The sequence below is a fragment of the Sporosarcina sp. FA15 genome (assembly GCF_051550195.1).
GTDB classification, from domain to species: domain Bacteria; phylum Bacillota; class Bacilli; order Bacillales_A; family Planococcaceae; genus Sporosarcina; species Sporosarcina psychrophila.
In genome coordinates this window covers 4,217,866-4,239,035 of record NZ_CP188818.1, presented here as the reverse complement: position 1 = coordinate 4,239,035, position 21,170 = coordinate 4,217,866, and the positions used below count along the sequence as shown (strand labels likewise).

Genomic DNA, 21,170 nt, shown 5'->3' with positions numbered 1-21,170 from the left:
TTACATCATTCCTTTCAAGTAGATGAAGCTGAAAATAAAGATCCAGACAACATCTAAGAAATGCCAGTAAAGTGAAAAGATAAATGATTTATTGGCTGTCTCAGGCGTCAAACCGCGCTTTTTCACTTGAAGGATGATGAATAATCCCCAAAAGAAACCAAGTGTAACGTGAGCTCCATGTGTCCCTAATGTAGTTAATAGGATAGCTGTGAATGCACTCGTTTGAAGGCCAGCTCCAACATGGACATAATGCGTAAACTCATAAATTTCTACGCCTATGAATGCAAGACCAAGTAGCAAGGTAATCGCAAAGAATGTCATCATTGCATTTTTTTTACCTAGACGCATTGCATGAACACCAAGACCAATCATAAAACTACTTGTTAACAGTAAAATCGTTTCAAAGAGCACTGGAGTGAGTTCAAAAATCTCAGCTCCGGACGGTCCGTTGCCCGTACGATGCTCTAAAATGAAGTAGGTTGCGAAAAGTGTTGCAAACAGCATTACTTCGGCTCCAAGGAAAATCCAGAAACCTAAAATGTTCAATTTATTTTGTTCTGTACCATATTCAAGTGGAAGCGAGTTATCTGTTTTCATCAGCCCGCACCTCGCAATCTTTTTCAGTGTCTTCTACTTCTTGAACGGAAATGTAATGCCCGTGGTCTTTCTCGAATGAACGGTAAGCCAAACACGCAAAGATTCCAATTGTCGCAAGAATTGCAGGAAGCCACATGTTGAATATGAGCGAGAAGCCCCATACGAAGAAAATACAACTCATGATGAACGGCATACCGCTGTTATTCGGCATATGAATCTTTTCAATTTCATCTTTGAATAATGGTTGTCCTTTTTTCTTATGATCCCAGAACGCTTCAATTGAATTAACTTGAGGTGTCTTCGCAAAGTTATACGATGGCACCGGACTGTGAGTGGCCCATTCCAACGTACGTGCATCCCACGGATCTGAACTGATATTTCTTGATGCATAGCGAATGCTGTGATAGATGTTATAGACAATTAAAGCAAAGCCTATCGCCAGTACAATTGCTCCAGCAAAGGACAGTAAATTAAGCGCTCCATACCCCGATGCTTCAGAGTACGTGTACATCCGACGTGCTTGTCCATCCAATCCAGTGAAGAACATTGGGAAGAATGTTACGTTAAAGCCAATCGCGATAAACCAAAATGCCCATTTCCCAATTCTTTCACTTAACATGAAGCCAAACATTTTCGGCCACCAATACGTGAGACCAGCTATCATCGCGAAGACAACACCAGGAATAATTGTGTAGTGGAAATGCGCAACCAAGAACATCGTATTATGGTATTGATAGTCGGCACTGGCCATACCAAGCATTACCCCGGTCACTCCACCGATTGTAAAAATCGGAATGAATCCTATTGTATAAAGCATCGGAACAGTAAATTCAATTTTCCCTTTACGCATCGTAAGCAGCCAGTTAAATATCTTAATCCCGGTCGGAACGGCAATCGCCATTGTCGTGATTGAGAAAATACTGTTTGTCAGTGGACCTTGTCCCATTGTAAAGAAATGATGAGTCCAAACCAAGAATGAGAAAAACGAAATGATTACGATCGATGCAACCATTGATTTATACCCATAAAGGTTACGACGGGAAAAAGTAGAAATGATCTCACTATAAATACCGAATGCCGGCAAAATCAGAATGTAAACTTCCGGATGTCCCCAAATCCAGAACAGGTTCGCCCAGAGCATATCCATCCCGCCATTTGTCATCGTAAAGATATTTGTGCCGAATAGCCGATCCATCGTTCCCAATAGAAGCGCAATTGTCAGTACAGGAAATGCGAAAACGACAATTGCATTCGTGATTAAAGCAGTCCATGTGAACATTGGCATTTTCATCAATTTCATTCCAGGTACTCTCATTTTGAGTATCGTAGTCGTGAAGTTAATGCCTGATATTAATGTACCAATACCGGCAATCTGAATCGCCAGCATGTAATAATTGGTTCCTACAGATTGACTGAAGTCATTCCCTGCAAGTGGGAAATACGAAGTCCAGCCGGCATCAGGAGAGCCACCAACTACGAATGAAATATTGAATAACATCGCCCCCATAAAGAACAACCAGAAACTAAGTGCATTCAAACGAGGGAATGCTACATCGCGCGCTCCAATTTGCAATGGAACAACGAAGTTCATTAATGCATAGATAAATGGCATAGCCATGAAAATGATCATAACAACTCCATGTGTGGTGAAAACTTCATTGTAATGCTGAGCATCTAGCAGCTTGTTGTCAGGTACAGCAGTTTGTGCCCGCATCATAATTGCGTCTACTCCACCACGGAATAGCATTATCAAAGCAGCAATTAGGTACATAATACCGATTTTCTTATGGTCTACGGTTGTCAGCCATTCACGCCATAAATAACCCCATTTTTTAAAATATGTTAATCCGAAGAGAATCGCAATCATGGTTAGGCCAATGGCAACCATTGATGCGTAAATCGCAGGACTTGGATGTGGAATCGCAAAACGATCAAAGTACTCCATACTTCTATGACTCCTCTCAAAAATTAGACTCTATATGCAAAGTGATTTGTTTGGAAATTTTAATGTTGATGTTCCGTATGTCCCATGTCTGATCCACCATCAACATCGGCAGATTCGTCTTTTTTTGCTTTATCATCGGAATTACTTGATCCATGTTGATGTCCCCCATGCTCCCCTTCTGGAGCCGGTGAGAATTCCAAGTGAGTTTTATTAAACGTTAATTGGCCAAGATGACCCGGTTCTAATAACTCTTCAAATCTCTCCTCAGTAAGAGTATCCGCAGTCGCTTTCACTTCTTCTACCCATTTATCGAATTCCGATTCAGGCATCGCTTCCACATGGAATATATTCTCAGCGAACCCTTTACCGCTAAAGTTTGCATTTCTCCCCATGTATTCTCCCGGAACGCTAGCTGCCAAATGTAACGTGGTCACCATGTCCGACATTGCATATTTTTGTCCGCCAAGTTGTGGAATCCAAAAACTCGTGATGGGTCCGTATGAGTAAAGTCTAAATTCCAACGGTCGATCTGTTGGGATATACAAATAGTTAACAGTTTCGATATTTTCTTCCGGATAACTGAAATGCCATTTCCAGTCAGAGGAAGATGCATAAACAACCAATGGCTTTTGACCTTCATAACCCTTTGGTGTCGCCTCAACTTCATAAGTGGATTTGACAGTGATGATTGAAAGGAAAATGATAATCAGAACCGGAATACCAACAATAATCGCTTCAACCACCGGATTACCTTCGATATGTGGGGGCTCATAATCTGCACTCTGTTTCGACGCACGATATTTTATTACGATGTATGCCAACATACCGAAAACCACGACCACAACCAACGCCATGGTAGCAATCGAAATCCAAATAACATTAGAAATCGTTTCAGCTTGCGGCCCTTTTGGATCCATAACCATTACTGGTTCACAGCCAGCTAACACTGCGATAATACTGATAACCAAACCTAAAAAAGTCCATTTCATTCTCATGAAGGTACCCCTTTCTTTTACTCTATAAGCTTTAGTAGCATAATAAAAAACATATTAGTCGGTTACTCTCACAACATATTTTCATCTTATTATAATGAAATACTAAAAACAATTACCTAAAGTGAACTTCATCAAAACTTCATCAATTCTTCACCGAAAGGCTAGTAATTACGTCACAAAACGTTCAACAAGTTCACTTTTCGTTTATATAAAAATAATGAATACCTTATTATTATTAAATGTGTTATAGTCTGATTACTGAAAAAATATGTTATTCACCCCTTATTAATTCAGGCTTTTCTCACCTTACAAATCCTGAAAGAAATAATTTAATTAAAACCCGTATTGGAATCAATTACATTCGTATTCAATTACTCGTTACCACACAAAAAACACTTCTTTCTAGAATGCATTTTCGTTTCACATTATTAATAACATGCCAAACATCAAATCAATTAATAATAATTTGAGTACCGAGAGGATTAAGTGATTTGTTATTGAGTCGAATACTGGACACAAAAAAGGTACTAGGTTAAAAACAATTGGGAATTGTTTTTAACCTAGTACCTATTGCAATACATGAATCTTATAATAAAACGCCCCCAAAGATACACTCAGGAGGCAAGAGAGTATCAGCTTTTGAACATAAAAACACGTCCACATTTTCTCTAAATGTGGACGTGTTTATTAAAGTGACATTGAATACCCATGCCTCGCCAAATACTCTTCCTTCTCTTTATAATCCGGCATAATACTTCCGACACGTCTCCAAAATGAGCGATCATGATTCATATGAAGTATATGACAAAGTTCATGGATTATCACATAATCGATGACTTCAACCGGAGCCATAGCTAGACGATAATTAAAAGTTAGCTTTTTATCCGAACTACAACTACCCCACTTGGCTCTAGACTCTACTATTTCGATGATTTTAGGCTTTACTTTTAGTTGTTTTTGATATATTTTTATCCGTTCTTCTATAATCGTCCTACAGCTGGCGATATAGAACTTCTTGAGATTTCTTTTAAGTACCTCTTCATTTAACTCACTACTATCTATTAACTCATGAAGAAAACGGTCTTTCCCAAGGTATAAAAACTTCCCTTGAGCGTGATACTCTCTTGCCTTAGGGGCTTCTCGAGCTACTTCAATTTCATGTATTTTCTCTAGTATCCTTTTCCCTTTGCTCTCAATGGCACTGACAATCATTTCTTTACTTGTGTCATTTGGAGCTTTAACAGTTATGAAACCAAACGAATCTATCTGAATGGCTAGCTTCTTCCTATTTCCATACTGAACATTAAATTCTATAATTTCATTTTCAATTTCAACCTTCATAACAAGCATCACCTTTATACATTTATTCTCAACCCTTGTTTATTAACTGATCCACTATTGTCTTTCTATTCTTAGCCACAATCCATCGATTCACTTCCTGATACATTCATCTTAGTGTGTATTAACCATTCTGGCAACAAACGCTCCGTAGAGTAATACAGGCGCTACATGTACAACTGCTTTTTGGGACGAAAGAATAGTGGGACTTCTTATCTGAATATAATCCGCCAAAGATATAATTTTGGCGGCTGAAACTTTCTTTATGATTTTCTCTATTTTAATAGTAAAGAAGTGTCACTTTCTATTAGGCATCACATGATTAGATGCATAGTCTTTCTTAAAAGTAAGCAAGAAGCACATTATACAACGTGCAAGAGTGCCGGAAATAGTCCAGTGAAAATGAAGGTCATCAAGCCCTTCTCACTAGTACTTTATTCAAATAAATGGGTCATCAACAGACGAAATAACATTTAAAAGAATATCAAGTCCCCATTAAATTCAGAACCTTTCTAGAACTCGGCACCTTTCCCTTGCAATTGCGTTAGAATAGAGGTAAGGTTTGTCTAATTAGAAATTCACTTATTTCAAAAATTTTGAAGTAAGGATAGAGGCGCAAAGACCATCAGTACACACGTGGAGGATGATGAGATCCTGTGACATTTGTGGAAAGGGGAATTTGCCGAAGTGGAGAGAATCTCATTTTCTTGAAGCTGGTTCTGTGTTGAATAAACACAGAATTGTCATATAGGAAACTATATGGAGGGCTATCTTATGCAAAGAAATAATTTATTATTTCTACTGCAACAACGAGCCCTTGTTGTTGCTTTTTTGCGTTCATTCACTAACTGCCCTTCTTCCTCTATTTTTTTAAAATAAATTATAGGATGTGGAGAAATAATGAATTTCGGACAAGTATTAACTGCTATGGTGACTCCTTTTGATGAAAATGGTGAAATTGATTTTCAAGCTACAAAAAACTTAATTAATTATTTAATTGCTAATGGAACAGATGGCTTAGTGGTATCTGGTACAACAGGAGAGTCTCCGACGTTAACAGAAGAAGAAAAGGTCAAATTATTCAAGTTTACAGTGGACGTTGTGAATGGCAGAGTTCCGGTGATTGCTGGTACAGGCTCGAACAACACAAAAGGATCAATTGAACTAACAATACTTGCAGAAGATGTAGGTGTCGATGGTATTATGCTCGTTGCGCCATACTATAACAACCCATCTCAAGAAGGATTATATCAACACTTTAAGACAATTTCGGAGGTCACATCTTTACCGATTATACTTTATAATGTTCCCGGACGCAGTGTTGTCAACATATCTGCTGAAACAGTCATTCGCCTTTCAAAAATACCTAATATCGTTTCTATTAAAGAGGCAAGCGGTGATTTAGATGCGATGGTCGAAATTATTACTCATACACCTGAAGATTTTTCATTGTATAGCGGTGATGATGGTTTAACAATTCCAGTGTTATCAATTGGTGGAACAGGTGTTATTTCTGTAGCATCCCATGTTATAGGAAATGAAATGCAAACGATGGTTGAACATTTCAAAAGCGGCAATATTCAAGAGGCCGCTAAGGATCATCGTAGACTACTACCTATAATGAAAGCACTTTTTGCTGCTCCAAATCCATCACCTGTAAAAGCAGCTTTGAATTTAAAAGGAATCCCTGTCGGTGGTGTCCGCTTACCTATGATTCCTTTAAACGATGAACAACTAAGTTCACTACAACAAGCACTAAATATCCATGAAAAAGTAATTTTTTAATAAACCATTGTGACAGGTACCAGGTTCTAAAACAATTCACAAATCAATAAGAACCTGGCACCCCTCACTCTATCTCATCGTCTATAAGCTTAGTGGGTGCAAAATTTAGACCCTCAGCGAGCCACGGAACCCCCTGGCAGCATAGTAGGATTCTGCTCCATTGTGATACACAAAGACAGTGTCGTAGCGCCAATCACAAAAGATAGCCCCTCCGAGTTTTCTAATATTGGCAGGTGTTTGCACCCAACTCGATGTTTTCATATCGAACTTTCCAAGTTCCTGCAACTCCCGGTATTGTTCTTCCGTTAAAAGCTCAATGCCCATGTCGGAAGCCATATCAAGAGCATTATTTTCTGGTTTATGCTTTTTTCTTGACTCCAACGCTTCTAGGTCGTAACAAACACTTCTACGGCCTTTAGGGCTTTCTATTGAACAGTCATAAAAAATATATTCGCCCGACTTTTTATCATGACCAACAACATCCGGTTCACCACCGGTTATTTCCAACTCATTAAGCGACCATAGTTTTTCAGTATTCGCTTCCAACTTCGCTTGGACTTTACTCCATTCAAGTTCTTTATGGCGATTCATGTTTTTCTCAAAACGAGCTTTCAATATTTCGAGTAATTCTTCACGTTGTTCTAGTGACAACTCCTTGTTTCTCTTTGTCATACTAGTTTCCTCCCCTATTTTTTTATTATGTATAGAATACTCTTAATTTTTATTACGAGCTACCTTAAATAAAAACGGAGGAGAAAATTTTTCATTTTTCTCCTCCGTTTTTATTTTATGAATTGAAATCATATATTTGACCTTTAATCAAATATGCTGCGCTTTCAGCGATATTTGTGATATGGTCTGCTGTTCTTTCAAGATAACGATTTACAAATAATAATTGGACAAGCTGATTTGTTTCTTCTGGATGTTCACTTAGATACGTAGTCAGTTTTTTATAGTTTTCACGACTGCATTGATCCACTTCATCCTCTAAGTCGCCAACTTCTTTAGCAAGTACCATATTTTCCTCTAAAAAAGATTGGAGTGCTTTTCGGAGCATTTCAATTGATATGTCTTTCATCTTTTCTACATGTGTGATTTCCAGTAAAGATGTTGTTTGACCAATCTTAATGGTTGATTTTGCAATATTTACGGCAAAATCCGCAATCCGTTCAATTTCAGACGAAATTTTAAGTACACCAATAATTTCGCGTAAATCCCTTGAAATAGGCGCTTCTTTTGCCATAATCCAGATTGCAAACTGGTTAATTTCCACTTCAAGTTTATCTATTGCTGTATCTCCCTCCATGGTTTTTATAGCAATTTCAACATCTTGTATTTTCAAGGCTTTAACTGATTTTTCTAAGGCAATAATTGATAGTTCACCCATTTCGGTGATTTTACTTTTTAATTCCTCTAAATTTTTCTCGAAGTTTTCACGCATGATCCTTTGTTACCCCCTGTTATCCGAATCGACCTGTGACATAATCTTCGGTTCTTTGATCTTTTGGCGTAGAGAAAATATTATCTGTATCATCGTATTCAACAACTTCTCCATTTAAGAAAAATGCTGTTTTATCAGAGATTCGTGCAGCTTGTTGCATGTTATGAGTAACAATAACAATCGTATAATCTTTTTTCAATTTCGTGATTAGTTCTTCGACTTTTAACGTAGAAATTGGATCTAGTGCGGAAGTAGGCTCATCCATTAATATAACATCTGGTTTCATCGCAATGGCACGTGCAATGCAAACACGTTGTTGCTGACCACCAGACAAACCTAGTGCTGATGTTTTAAGACGGTCTTTTACCTCTTCCCAAATCGCGGCTCCGCGTAAACTTTCTTCCACAATTCGATTTAATTCTTTTTTATTTTTTATGCCTTGCCCCTTTGGACCATAGGCAACATTATCGTAAATGCTCATTGGGAATAAATTTGGTTTTTGAAATACCATTCCCACTTTTGTGCGTAATTTAATTACATCACTTGAATTATAAATTTTTTCATGATCAATGACAACTTCACCTGTAATTTTCACACCATCAATTAAATCATTCATTCGGTTTAATGTTCGTAAAAAAGTGGATTTGCCACAACCTGAAGGACCGATTAAAGCAGTAACCTCATTTGCACGAATAGCAAGATCGACGCCGAACAGCGCTTGTTTCTCACCATAGAATAAATTCAAATCCGTTACATTAATTTTCGATGTACCTACTTTATGTTGCTCCATATGCGCAAATACCTTTCCTACTTGATTTTGTGTGATTGCTGGTTCCATTACTGCTGTACTCATTGATAAGCACTCCTTATTTGTTGGTTCCTTTGTTTAACTTTTTTGATATGTAGGTTGCTGAAAGGTTGATGATCAAAATGAGAACGATTAAGACGATCCCCACTGCTGCAGCAAGTTCAATGTCTCCCGATTCTTGTGTGACTAAATAGGAATGAACCGTTAACGTTCGAGCCGATGAAAAGATTCCATTTGGCATGGCAGCAACAGTTCCGGCTGTTAAGAAAATAGCAGCTGACTCGCCAACAATTCGTCCAACAGAGAGGATGATACCCGATAAAATCCCCGGCATGGCATTAGGTAAAATCACCTTATATAAGGTTTGTAGCTTCGTTGTCCCAAGTGCTAACGAACCTTCACGATAGGAAGCCGGTACTGTTTTCAATGCTTCTTCTGTTGTTCGGATGATGACAGGCAAAACAATAATCGTTAATGTTAATGAAGCAGCAATAATGGACATACCTAACTTTAAGGTTGTTACAAAGAATACTGCCCCAAACAAACCGTAAATAATCGAGGGGATTCCTGTCAAACTTTCTGTTGCAAAACGTATGATTCTTACCAAACGCCCTTGTTTCGCGTATTCTTGCAAGTAAACGGCCGCTAATATCCCAATGGGTGTTGCGATGATCAATGAAATAACAATTGTGTAGACCGTTGTTACAATCATTGGCCAAATACCGCCGCCTCCAGTTGGTGAATAATCGCCAAAGATGAAATCGAAGCTGATTAAACGAAATCCTTTATAAAAGATGAACCCCACAATCATAACGAGGACAGCAACCGATAAGAAAGCCGAGAACCATAAAAGTCCACGTAACAAGTTATCTTTAAATTGCCTCATCTTAGTTGCCACCCTTCGCACTGATTCTGGCTAATACAAAATTCAAAATTAATATAAATGAGAATAAAACAATTCCCGTTGCAAACAACATTTCTTGATGTGTACCGAATGCATAACCCATTTCTAAAGCAACATTTGTCGTCAGTGGACGAACACTATCTGTAAGGCTCGTAGGGACGATTAAACTATTACCAGCTACTAAGATAACTGCCATCGTTTCCCCAATGGCCCTACCTAAACCTAATACGATTGCCGTCATAATTCCTGACTTAGCTGCTGGTACAATGACTTTAAAAATTGTCCCAATATGAGATACGCCAAGTGCTAATGATCCTTCACGATATGTATGAGGGACCGCACGAATCGCCGTCTCTGCTACAGTCACAATTGTGGGTAACATCATGATTGCTAACACAAGAATAACAGCTAGTAAACTTTGTCCTTTCACTAAACCGAACGTATCCTGTAAAAATGGAACAATGATCGCAAGTCCAAATACACCGTATAATACAGATGGGATACCAGCTAGCAATTGAATGGCCGGTGAAATAATTCTAGCTACCTTTTTAGAGGCAATTTCCGCCAAGAAAATTGCTGTAAATAAACCGATAGGAACCCCAATAATTAATGCTCCAACTGTTGCATAAATTGATGCAACAATCATTGGGAATATACCGAATTTATCTTCACTCGGTACCCAATCAGTACCAAAAATAAAATCTATAAAGCTATAGCCACCTGCTACAAAGGGATGAGCTCCTTTATAAAATACAAATCCAATGATTAACAATAAAGTGATAACTGAAAGAAGTGCGCAAATCAAGAAAATTCTTGAAGACACCTTCTCTAACAAATACTTCCTTTTATTTGCTTTACCGATTGCTACGGCCTGCTCGTTAGTTGTTGGGATAGACACACTTTATTCCTCCAAAATCACACTCAAAATTATGGTTCTGTTTTTCTTTAAGAATCTTTTTATTTTATAGGAATGGCTCCTGCTTCAGCTGCAATGAGTTGTCCATCTTCACTTAAGATGAAATCTATAAATCGTTGGCCATCCTCTGTTAATTGACCTTCTTTATATAGAAATAAGAATGGTCTAGACAAACTGTATTGTTCTTTTAGAACATTTTCTGCATTTGCTGCTACGCCATTAATGTCGATTGTCGAAATGGAGTCATCGATATATTCAAATGAGATAAAGCCCACTGCATGTTTATTGTTCCCTACTGTTGTTTTTATATTACCGTTACCACTTGCAATAATTGCATTTCTTATTAATTCGCCAGAACTGTAATCGACAATTTCTTGGAAAGCATCACGTGAACCTGAACCATCCTCGCGAGAGACAACAACGATCTCCATATCATCTCCACCAAATTCTTTCCAGTTCGTCACAACTCCAGTAAAAATCTTCTTTACTTGCTCCATCGTAAGATCTTTTATTTTGTTAGTTGGATGAGTCACTACTACAATTCCATCATAAGCAATAACGACTTCATTCAATCCACTCGCTATTTCTTCTTCCTTTAAATCTCGTGAAGACATACCGATTTCAGACACGCCACTGATTGCGTTGGTAATACCCGCAGATGAACCAATTTGGTTTATTTCAATATTCGTATTGTCTTGCTCTGAATATTTGTGGGCTAGTTTTTCAGCAAGCGGCCCTACAGATGTTGATCCTGAAATAGACACTGTTGCGTTACTACCTTTTGACGCTTGTCCGTTAGGTTCATCATTGCTTGTACATGCGGATAGTATAGTAATTAGAGACAGCGTTAATAATCCCATTTTCACTCTTTTCAACCTAGTCATTTGTGACCTCCTAGAAATAGGTTAGGAACTTTTTTATGTCGTATCTTGTCTAATACTAGAATAATCGCCTAGTGTAAATTTTCAACAGGTATTTTGTAAAGCTTTTGTAAATTTCATTAAAAGCAAGATGCTTTATGTTAAAAATTGTTAAGAATTAATACTCGACAAGATAACTTAGGATGAGTTGAAATTAAAACTTAAATACCTTCCATTTATTTCACAGTTATTCTAAGTAGATTGAATACATGATTTCAATTTTATAGTCTCATACAAAGCTGTGTAATCATCTCGTCATGTCGTAGAATACAGTTTCGAAAAGAACCGCCTTTTGTTCCACTGATAGTTTTGAAGGTTTACCGAGTGATATTCCCTTCTTTGTAAGCAGACCAATAACTATTAACTGTAAAGGGATTATGACCGATTATTTGAGCAATCTAATTGATTTTGGACGCCCTATTGGTTATCTCTATACCCGCTAGGAAGAGCTTAAAATCTTTAAATCAACTATGTTGTTTATTTAGTTTCTTATTTATTTTTAAAATCGATATATTAAACACTGGAATTGTAAAAAGCTTGAGGATTCAAATTTGAATCCTCAAGCTTTTTACATTTATATAGTATGTAAGTCTAACCATGCCAACTCTTCGAATAAAGCTTTTAAGTAACAATATAAAACTGTTCGTTTCGAATTGCATCAAAGAAATTATATGAAAATCTCCAATTGGATAAAAGATGGCACTATATACTTTGGCTACACCTCTCTATTTATTCTATCTAACCAGTTTACCGATGAAATTCCCCATACCAATTCACAATTACCTTGTCTATTTATCGTTTGACTATGTCTGTATAAGAGCCAATTACATGATTGGCATATATTACTCAACATAAAAGGTGAAGAATCAAGTTAAAAACGATTCTTCACCTTTCATTCAATATCTCGTTTCAAATCTCCAACCATGCAACGCATTCGACATATGTGTATTCACCTACACCATCGTTCATGTATATATTTCAGTTGCTTCCCTTTTAAATAGTTGTTTGCCATCAAATACTTTAACTAACAAGAAGTGAGCATGAAGAAATTAATTTTCGCACGCAACATTGGATTCATAGTTCAATGTTACATAGGAACTTTTTATTAAGCATTCTGGCTAACCTGATTTAATTAAAGTTTTTTTGCAAGACTTGAAATAAAAAACCATTTAATTGATAATCGTTATCAACTACTATATATTTAATAGTGACAGAAAATATAAATGTAAAGGGAGAGTATAATGCAAATATACTGGACTAAAATAAATAAAATTATTGAAGAAACTCCTGAAGTGAAAACATACTTGCTCGATCGTCCGGAGGACTTTTCATGGGAGGAAGGTTCCCACACTCATTTCGCACTTAAAGGTTTTAACGCTGGAGATAAGCCGAACCGTGGCTTAATTCGCCACATGTCAATATCCACGTTACCCCATGAAAATTCAATTGGCATTACAACACGCATCAGAGAACATTGCTCCGAGTTTAAAGCGACCTTAAGAAATCTTGAAGTTGGCAATGAAGTTGCAATATTTAAAACTCATTCGAATATACCACTTAAAAGAGAAAACAAAAATGTTTATCTATTGTCCTCAGGCGTTGGCCTGGCAACTTTCAGACCACTTGTACTTGATTACTTTGAACGTGCGGAAAACGTCAATCAAGTTCATTCCTTAAACATCGATTCGTCAAAGGATTTCCTATTCTCTACTATTTTTGAATCTGCACCTGATAAGAAATTCATATCACAGTTCGTCGATAATCGGAAAGACTACTATGAAGAAGTGAAAAATCTAACTGCCGATAAAGACGGACAGTTCTATATAGTTGGCAGTGACGAATTCCTCATGCAGAATATTGAATTGCTGCGTGAACAAGGGATCAAACCAGAACAAATTATGCTCGATAAACGTCAACAGCAACTGTCTGAGTTTTTATGATTTTAAAAACGGGAAAAGATTCACCTTTTCCCGTTTTCCTTATCCTCGAATCAAATCTCCAACCAAGCCACACACTCCACATGACTCGAATGAGGGAACATATCAACCGGCTGTACTTCCTGCGTGCGATAACCGCCATCTTCAAGTATGCGTAAATCCCGTGCAAGTGTACCTGGATTACACGATACGTAAACAACACGTTTTGGCTTATACTCCAAAATTGTTTTCAAAAGTTCTTCGTCGCAGCCTTTACGCGGTGGATCAACAACCAGCACGTCGAATCGTTTGCCATCTGCATACCATTTCGGAATGACGACTTCAGCAGGGCCTGCTTCGAAATGCGCGTTATTTATGCCATTCAATTCCGCGTTACGTTTAGCGTCTTCGATTGCTTCGGGAACGATTTCAACGCCATAAACTTCTTTTGCTTTTTGTGCGATGAACAACGAAATTGTACCAATACCGCAATACGCATCGATGACCGATTCATTTCCTGTTAGCTGTGCGTACTCTAGTGCCTGTCCGTAAAGAACTTCCGTCTGTACAGGGTTCACTTGGTAGAAAGAGCGTGCAGATATTTCGAAATCGATGTTGCCGATTGAATCGACAATAACCGGTTTCCCGTATAACAAAACTGTTTCATCACCGAAAATAACGTTCGTTCTCTCGGTGTTAAAGTTTTGCATAATTGACGTTACATTAGGAACGACACGTTTAATAAGTTCTATGGCTGCATCTTTCTGCGTAAATTTCTTTTTGCGCGTTACTAAAACAACCATTACTTCGCCTGAGGTACGTCCTTTCCGGACAATTAAGTGACGAAGCAAACCTAAGTGAGTCTTTTCATCATAGGCATCAACGCCGATTGCATGTAGCTCATATTTCAACATAGCCATTAGGTCATCCGCCTCGTGACTTTGGATGAGACAGATATCTGTGTCAACGATGTCATGTGTACGCGATTTGTAAAATCCGGAAATGACTTTACCGTCTCTCTCACTGAAAGGTATTTGTGATTTATTGCGGTAGCGCCAAGGGTCGTCCATCCCTTTTACTGGATGTACCGGTACATGTGGAAGCTTCGCAATACGATCCATCACATCACGAACCGTTTTACGTTTTTGTACCAGTTGTCCCTCATATGACAAGTGTTGCATCTGGCATCCTCCGCATTGTGAGAACACATTACAAGGCGGCTTTACACGGTCAGGAGATGCTTTCGTTATATTTAACAGCCTAGCAAAGCCGTAATTTTTCAATGTTTTACCTACTTGTATATCAACCTCTTCGCCTGGTAGCGCACCCGGAATGAAAAGCGGATAGCCTTCCACTTTTGCTACACCCGAGCCATCGTGCGTTAAATCTTCTACGTAGACGTTGAGACGATCGTTTCTATTTACACTATATGACATTATATTTTCCTCCAAATTTCAGATGTCTTTAGTTTACCATGCTGAGGGTGAAAAAACAGATGTCGCATGGGCATCTATTAGACAATACATGTACTTTACTGTGGGAGTAGATTTTTTTTGGCTAGTCGGCACTTGTATATGCTCGGTTGGTCTACCCATATAATCGGTAAACTAACCTATATGATCGGTCAGTGTACACTTATGATTGGTTGCCTACTTTTATAATCGGTCAGCACACACTTAGGATCGGTCAGCACGCACTTATGATTGGCTACCAACTTTTATGATCGGTCAGCACACGCTTAGGATCGATTGCCTACCTATATGATCGGTCAGCATGCACTTATGATTGGCTACCAACTTTTATGATCGGTTAGCACACGCTTATGATCGTTTGCCTACTTTTATGATCGGTCAGCACGCACTTATGATTGGCTACCAACTTATATGATCGGTCAGCACACACTTAGGATCGGTTGCCTACATATATGATCGGTTCGCACACGCTTAGGATTGGTTGCCTACTTTTAGGATCGGTTCGCATACGCTTAGGATCAGTTGCCTACTCTTATGATCGGTTCGCACCCACATACGCCCGCCTACTGATCACCAACAAAAAACAGACGCCACAATCGACGTCTGCTCTCTTTTACTTTTCTTTTTCAATCTGCTTCTTTATGGCTCCGTCCATTGGTGCAATAACGAACGCAACGACGAGTCCCCCGATGAGGACGATGAAAGGTGCGTAAAACATTAAAAAGTGATTCATGGACCATTCCTCCTTATGCGTGGTAGTCGCCTTTTCCGCGGACGTAGTCTTTATCGAATAGGAATAGACGCATGAGCAAGTACAATGACGGAATCAGCAGCCCAAGTCCCATGATGAACACCACGATAAGCGAGATGGCCATGGCCGGGTTCGTGAAGCTGTCGTAAATCGTCAAGTACGGGTACAACAAGTATGGATAATGGGACGCACCATAGCCAAAGAAGGCGAAGGCAAACTGGCCCACTAGCAATAGGAACGCGAGACCGTAATTACGGCGCTTCCAGATTAGCCAAACCGTTCCGATGAACATGATAAACGAGATAAGGAACATGGGCCAGAAGTTTTGGATGTTAGTGTAATGTTCCGGATTGTGATTTCTTAGTTCGAATATAATGCCCCCTGCTGTGATAATCGTCGGCAATGCCCAGATGAGCGCATATTTCCGAATCATATTCGTCGCTGCAACATCACGTGCTTTATTCGCATACCAAGTCAGGAATACCGCCGATATATAAAGCGTTGCGGCGATGCTTAGCACAACGATCGACCAGGTCAACGGACTGGAGAACAGCCTCCAATAATCGAGTACGGGATTGCCGTTTACCATGTCGATAAATCCACCTTCAGAAATGGTAAGTACGATGGACAGCGATGCTGGAATAAGTATTCCGGCAAGGCCGTACATGAACGAATACCCTTTGTGTCCACGTGCCACGTATGTCTCAAATGCATAATAGGAACCACGGATGGCCAGTAGGATAATCCCAATGCTGACGGGGATTAATAACGTCGTTCCATAATAAAACGCTGTTTTCGGGAAAAACCCAATAATCCCCACAAAGAAGAACACCAAGAAAACGTTGGTCACTTCCCAAACAGGCGATAAATAGCGCTGAATAATGTTGGTCAAAATATGCTGACGGCCAGTGAGCGTACTGTAGGCATTGAAAAAACCTGCTCCAAAGTCAATGGCACCAATCAGTATATAACCGAACAGGAAAGTCCATAGAACGGATATGCCTAGTATCTCGAGTGTCATAGCACGTCGCCGCCTTTCTCCGTATCACGATCTTCAATTTCGCGTTCAACTGGATTGTTTCGGAACATTTTTCTCAGTACGACTATACTACCGACTCCTAGGACAAGATAAAGCAAGCAGAACAAGATAAGCATGGAGTCAACATGTCCGCTCGTCGTAGCAGCGTCCTGCGTTCGCATAATACCTCTTAGAATCCATGGCTGTCTACCAACTTCAGCAAGCCACCAACCGGCTTCAATCGCTACTAGTGTTAGAGGGCCACCGAGTACGATAAGCCAGCGGAACCATTTCGTAGCAACCATTTTCCAACCTCGTTGAACCCCTAACCAAAATACGCCCGATAGAAGGGTCATCCAAATACCAATTGACACCATTATGTCGAATAAGTAATGGATGTAAAGTGGCGGAACTTCATCTTCAGGGAATTGATCCAGACCAGCTACCTCTTGAGTAAAACTACCGTGTGCAAGGAATGATAATGCATATGGTATTTCGATGGCATATTTAACTTCTCCATCTTTGAGAATGCCGTACATTATCAGCGGCGCATTTTCACTTGTTTCAAGATGCCATTCTGCGGCAGCCAATTTTTCAGGTTGATACTCCGCTAAATATTTCCCTGAGAAGTCACCGATAATTGCTGATGCAATTGCAAAGACAAGCCCAACTTTCATAGTTAGATAAAGTGCTTTTTTGTGGTATTCATGATTCGAACCTTTTAACAGACGGAACGCTGCAATCGCTGCAAGCACAAAAGCAGCTGTCATATAAGAAGTCGCAACAACGTGTGCCACTTTCGTCGGCATCGCTGGATTGAACATCGCAAGTAGCGGATTGACGTTAACGAATTCACCATTAACGATATCAAACCCTCTTGGTGCATTCATGAATGCGTTAACGATTGTGATGAACACCGCAGAAAAGGATGCTCCGATGGCAACCGGAATAAGTAATAGAAAATGTTTCTTTTGGTTTTCAAAACGATCCCATGTATATAAGTAAATACCGAGGAAAATTGCTTCAAAAAAGAATGCAAACGTCTCCATAAATAACGGAAGTGCAATGACGTTCCCTGCAAGTTCCATGAAATTAGGCCATAACAAGGATAATTGTAAACCGATTGCGGTTCCTGTTACGACACCAACGGCAACTGTAATGATAAAACCTCTTGCCCAACGTCGTGCAAGTAAAATATAGTGATCATCGTTTTTCTTTATGCCAACCCATTGTGCGATCATAATCATCAACGGTACTCCGACGCCAATTGTTGCATAAATAATATGGAATGATAAAGTTGTTTCGGTTAAGACCCTTGAAAAAAAGACTGCTTCTTCATTTCCCATCTGCGTATCCCCCTTTAGCTCCCGAAGATTTTACCGAAAATTGATAACAGCATAATTCCTGCAATAATAAATGCAAGCCATATAAGTCTTTTTTCATGTATTTTGTACACTTGCACCATGTCCTTTCAAATACATCATGATTCTATTGTATACCCTCTATACCACCCAGTAGTTACGTTTAAAACGATTTACATGAACTATTTGTGACTAGACATGTTGAACAAGTGAATACCAATATAAAAAGTGAACGAAGGCGTTCAACAATGAATAGCTTTAATGAATTCAATGAAATTCTTTATTTCAACAAATATGTAGCAAAGTACCTGCTTGCCGGAGGACGGAATATTGTGTATATTTAATAAACTAAAGCGGGGTGAACACAGTGGAACTAAAAAGAAAAGTATTAGCTTATATTACAAAAGGTGAGGGTACCAAGCGTGAAATTCTGGTGTTCGAGCATAAAGATAATCCTAACGCCGGCTTACAGGTCCCCGGAGGAACAATTGAAGTTGACGAGCTTCTGATAGACGCATTATATCGGGAAATCGAAGAAGAAACAGGTATTAATAGAGAAGATTTAGAGTTGAAAGGGAAAGTTATTAAATCGAATTACTTCCCTGAACATAAGAATGTTATCTATGAAAGGAATATTTTTCACCTCACGTTTATCGGTAAAGAACATGATGGGTGGGAACACCGTGTATATGGAGGTGGCGAAGACGACGGTATGATATTTTGCCATCGCTGGGTACCCATCAACAAGTTGCCCGAACTAGCCGCCAATCAAGATCAGGCAATAGAATTTATTTAAGAAAAGCGAAAGGCGCCGTCCAGCCCTGACAGGTATAAGACGGTTTGTGAGGAGGAGTACTTCAGCCCCACAGCAAAACGACTTATAACCCGAGGGGCTGGCAGACATTGAAAAGCGAAAGGCGCCCGCAATACGCGACAGACATAAATCAATCTAGCGGCTTGACGCTCTTTGCCATATAGCTGGATTGTTTATGACCCAAGCGGCTAGACATAAGTAAGGCGCAAGGCGCCGTCCTGTCACAACAAGGAGGGATGTAATTCAAATCCCTCCCCACTCATACCTGCATCCTTGCAGTGCCTACTTCAAGCCCCAGAGCTGAACTGTACTTTAAAGGCACCTAGCCTAGACACTGCTCCAAAGTGAAATTCTTATATTTTAGAAAATGAGCTGTAGGAATGCCCACTTTCGGCATCCTTACAGCTCATTTTGTCCAATCTACTAACTACCTAATCCTGACTGCAATTTACGACTCTACAGAAGAATCCGGTAGGTCTACTCGATCCTCATTCCGTAATTCACTCATAGGAACAAACATCTCAATATGCCTGTAAAGATTTTCAAACCTTGCCGGTAATACTCCACCGTATTCTCCATCTAGATTGAGGAGTACCTTTTCAGTGGATGTCACTGTGATTTTTTCTGCTTTAGTTGAAATAACAAGCGGATCATCTAGATGCTCACCTCTGAGAGCAAGCGAAACAACACGTATGAATTCAGCGATATTACACTTTTTCAGGATGAGCAAAGTGAATTTCCCGTCATTAATGCTTGAACCAGGGGCAAGTTTTTCAAAGCCGCCGACTGAATTCGTTAAGCCGACGAGAAACATCATTGCTTCATCCTCAAATACTTCACCATCGTATTCAATCTTGACGTGAGTAGAGTGGATCGACGGCAACATCTCAATACCTTTTAAATAATAAGCAAGCTGCCCAAGTACTGTCTTCAATCTGCTTGGGACATCATATGTCAATTCGGTCAATCTGCCGCCACCTGCAATGTTAATAAAGTGGCGATCGTTCATTAAACCAACATCGACAGGTATCGTTTCTCCACGAATGATAATATCTACCGCTTCGTTAATATCACGAGGAATACGTAACGCGCGCGCAAAGTCGTTCGTCGTTCCAGTAGGAATAAGTCCAACTTTGGGACGATTGTCAAATGGACTCACGCCCGCGATGACTTCGTTCAATGTGCCATCCCCACCTGAAGCAATTACAAGGTCAAAACCAGCTTCTACAGCATGTTTAGCTGCTTCTGTTGCATCTCCTTCACACGTTGTCGCATGACAAGATGTTTCATAACCGGCCTTTTCAAGCTTCTCGAGTACCTCACCCAGGTGTTTGCGGAATGCTTCGCGTCCCGACGTCGGATTATAAATAATTCTTGCTCGTTTCATCCGTAATTCCCTCTATTCGTACATATGTTTTTTAAAAGAATCAGCTAAAATGCTCGATTAATAAGACATGCCACTTGGCACTTAAGATTGTTTCTGCAATACCGGTAAGAATGTTTTACGAATGTCATCGTATACTGTCAACCACAGCTCTGGCTTGGATGTATATTCGGCAGTAATCCGCTCGATGAATGCCTGCTGTTTTTCTTTATAAACTGGTGAATCAGCTGCAGGTAAGTCTTTGCGCAATTCTAAAACATATTCTTGAATGGCAGCTGCTCGCGGTCCCCATTTCGCCTCGACTTCCCCGTCTTCATCAAGCAATAAGTATACAGGAATCGACCTACCTCCATTTGTCAGATGTTTGTCGATTAAGTCCGTATCTGCATCACGGTATGCCGTACGTACGTCAAGACCCGCGGCTTCCGCTATTCTTCGAAGAACCGGATTGTTCATCATAGCGTCTCCGCACCAATCTTCCGTAATGACTAAGATATTCGGTTTCTTTGCTTTTAATAGCTCGATGAATTCATCATCTGCCGGCACTTCGAATTGTTCATAAATGCGAAAACTTTCTTCTTTATGTTTTTCCATCTTATTCATATACTGTTCGAGTGAAATGGCTTCATCAAAGTATTGTTGTTCAGTTTTCATCAATCATCCACACTCCTTTTCTTTAATTGTACGTCGTCCCTTCCCGCGAATCAAATTACGAGATTAAAAAAAGACGCTCTGTACAGGGACTTGGAAAAGTCTTATGCAGAACGTCTCAATTAAAAATAGGAAATAATAAGTTTTCGCCTAA

General features: G+C 39.4%; 19 protein-coding genes and 1 riboswitch. Of the genes, 3 read left to right on the top strand and 16 right to left on the bottom strand.

The features are described from left to right. The 4 genes from qoxC to ACP8HG_RS20110 all read right to left on the bottom strand — a co-directional run bounded on the left by qoxC (position 1) and on the right by ACP8HG_RS20110 (position 4,878). Positions 1 to 597, bottom strand: a complete 597-nt coding sequence (gene qoxC, locus ACP8HG_RS20125; protein WP_067205669.1) for a cytochrome aa3 quinol oxidase subunit III — start codon at positions 595 to 597, stop codon at positions 1 to 3. Next, positions 584 to 2,542, bottom strand: a complete 1,959-nt coding sequence (qoxB, locus tag ACP8HG_RS20120) for a cytochrome aa3 quinol oxidase subunit I (protein WP_067205667.1) — start codon at positions 2,540 to 2,542, stop codon at positions 584 to 586. Before qoxB ends, qoxC begins: the two co-directional genes overlap by 14 nt. A gap of 59 nt (positions 2,543 to 2,601) precedes the next feature. Further along, positions 2,602 to 3,537 carry a cytochrome aa3 quinol oxidase subunit II gene (qoxA, locus tag ACP8HG_RS20115; protein ID WP_187046617.1) on the bottom strand — a complete coding sequence of 312 codons (936 nt, stop codon included), beginning with the start codon at positions 3,535 to 3,537 and terminating at the stop codon, positions 2,602 to 2,604. A gap of 687 nt (positions 3,538 to 4,224) precedes the next feature. Further along, the gene (locus ACP8HG_RS20110) at positions 4,225 to 4,878 is read right to left on the bottom strand and encodes a M48 family metallopeptidase (protein ID WP_438297768.1); all 654 of its coding nucleotides are present in this window, start codon (positions 4,876 to 4,878) and stop codon (positions 4,225 to 4,227) included. Between the two features lie 597 nt (positions 4,879 to 5,475). Then, a riboswitch (Lysine riboswitch) is annotated at positions 5,476 to 5,653 on the top strand. 122 nt (positions 5,654 to 5,775) lie between these two features. On the opposite strand from ACP8HG_RS20110, the gene dapA reads away from it, so the two are divergent. Next, positions 5,776 to 6,660 (top strand): 4-hydroxy-tetrahydrodipicolinate synthase, encoded by an 885-nt coding sequence (gene dapA / locus ACP8HG_RS20105; RefSeq protein ID WP_187046615.1) that lies wholly within the window; start codon positions 5,776 to 5,778, stop codon positions 6,658 to 6,660. Between the two features lie 105 nt (positions 6,661 to 6,765). Here dapA and ACP8HG_RS20100 read toward each other — a convergent pair whose 3' ends face one another. The 6 genes from ACP8HG_RS20100 to ACP8HG_RS20075 all read right to left on the bottom strand — a co-directional run bounded on the left by ACP8HG_RS20100 (position 6,766) and on the right by ACP8HG_RS20075 (position 11,613). Next, on the bottom strand, positions 6,766 to 7,332 hold the full coding sequence (locus ACP8HG_RS20100; protein WP_438297766.1) for a DUF4256 domain-containing protein: 567 nt from the start codon (positions 7,330 to 7,332) through the stop codon (positions 6,766 to 6,768). Positions 7,333 to 7,447: 115 nt separating this feature from the next. Further along, on the bottom strand, positions 7,448 to 8,101 hold the full coding sequence (gene phoU, locus ACP8HG_RS20095) for a phosphate signaling complex protein PhoU (protein ID WP_187046613.1): 654 nt from the start codon (positions 8,099 to 8,101) through the stop codon (positions 7,448 to 7,450). A 19-nt stretch (positions 8,102 to 8,120) separates the two neighbouring features. Continuing rightward, positions 8,121 to 8,891, bottom strand: a complete 771-nt coding sequence (pstB, locus tag ACP8HG_RS20090; protein ID WP_067213825.1) for a phosphate ABC transporter ATP-binding protein PstB — start codon at positions 8,889 to 8,891, stop codon at positions 8,121 to 8,123. 76 nt (positions 8,892 to 8,967) lie between these two features. Then, entirely contained in the window at positions 8,968 to 9,795 is an 828-nt protein-coding gene (gene pstA / locus ACP8HG_RS20085; protein WP_067205651.1) for a phosphate ABC transporter permease PstA, read from the bottom strand. A gap of 1 nt (position 9,796) precedes the next feature. Further along, positions 9,797 to 10,711, bottom strand: coding sequence for a phosphate ABC transporter permease subunit PstC (gene pstC / locus ACP8HG_RS20080; RefSeq protein WP_340766290.1), 915 nt, complete (start codon positions 10,709 to 10,711; stop codon positions 9,797 to 9,799). Positions 10,712 to 10,770: 59 nt separating this feature from the next. After that, a complete protein-coding gene (locus ACP8HG_RS20075; RefSeq protein ID WP_438297765.1) occupies positions 10,771 to 11,613 on the bottom strand; it encodes a phosphate ABC transporter substrate-binding protein in 843 nt (280 codons plus the stop codon). A gap of 1,277 nt (positions 11,614 to 12,890) precedes the next feature. Here ACP8HG_RS20075 and ACP8HG_RS20070 point away from each other — a divergent pair. Next, positions 12,891 to 13,589 carry a dihydropteridine reductase gene (locus ACP8HG_RS20070; protein WP_421102218.1) on the top strand — a complete coding sequence of 233 codons (699 nt, stop codon included), beginning with the start codon at positions 12,891 to 12,893 and terminating at the stop codon, positions 13,587 to 13,589. Between the two features lie 50 nt (positions 13,590 to 13,639). Here ACP8HG_RS20070 and rlmD read toward each other — a convergent pair whose 3' ends face one another. The 4 genes from rlmD to ACP8HG_RS20050 all read right to left on the bottom strand — a co-directional run bounded on the left by rlmD (position 13,640) and on the right by ACP8HG_RS20050 (position 18,152). Further along, a complete protein-coding gene (gene rlmD / locus ACP8HG_RS20065; RefSeq protein ID WP_438297763.1) occupies positions 13,640 to 15,001 on the bottom strand; it encodes a 23S rRNA (uracil(1939)-C(5))-methyltransferase RlmD in 1,362 nt (453 codons plus the stop codon). A 649-nt stretch (positions 15,002 to 15,650) separates the two neighbouring features. After that, positions 15,651 to 15,770 (bottom strand): cytochrome bd oxidase small subunit CydS, encoded by a 120-nt coding sequence (gene cydS, locus ACP8HG_RS20060; protein ID WP_399630682.1) that lies wholly within the window; start codon positions 15,768 to 15,770, stop codon positions 15,651 to 15,653. A 13-nt stretch (positions 15,771 to 15,783) separates the two neighbouring features. Further along, positions 15,784 to 16,809 (bottom strand): cytochrome d ubiquinol oxidase subunit II, encoded by a 1,026-nt coding sequence (locus ACP8HG_RS20055; protein ID WP_438297762.1) that lies wholly within the window; start codon positions 16,807 to 16,809, stop codon positions 15,784 to 15,786. After that, positions 16,806 to 18,152, bottom strand: coding sequence for a cytochrome ubiquinol oxidase subunit I (locus ACP8HG_RS20050; protein WP_067205639.1), 1,347 nt, complete (start codon positions 18,150 to 18,152; stop codon positions 16,806 to 16,808). The genes ACP8HG_RS20055 and ACP8HG_RS20050 overlap by 4 nt, the downstream gene beginning before the upstream one ends. 382 nt (positions 18,153 to 18,534) lie before the next feature. Here ACP8HG_RS20050 and ACP8HG_RS20045 point away from each other — a divergent pair, with 382 nt between their 5' ends. Next, the gene (locus ACP8HG_RS20045) at positions 18,535 to 18,963 is read left to right on the top strand and encodes an NUDIX hydrolase (protein WP_067205637.1); all 429 of its coding nucleotides are present in this window, start codon (positions 18,535 to 18,537) and stop codon (positions 18,961 to 18,963) included. A 466-nt stretch (positions 18,964 to 19,429) separates the two neighbouring features. Here the strand turns inward: ACP8HG_RS20045 and ACP8HG_RS20040 are convergent, their stop codons facing one another. Beyond that, positions 19,430 to 20,368, bottom strand: a complete 939-nt coding sequence (locus ACP8HG_RS20040; protein WP_067205634.1) for a diacylglycerol kinase — start codon at positions 20,366 to 20,368, stop codon at positions 19,430 to 19,432. An 81-nt stretch (positions 20,369 to 20,449) separates the two neighbouring features. Further along, positions 20,450 to 21,019 (bottom strand): thioredoxin family protein, encoded by a 570-nt coding sequence (locus tag ACP8HG_RS20035; protein ID WP_067213823.1) that lies wholly within the window; start codon positions 21,017 to 21,019, stop codon positions 20,450 to 20,452. Positions 21,020 to 21,170 lie beyond the last annotated feature (151 nt).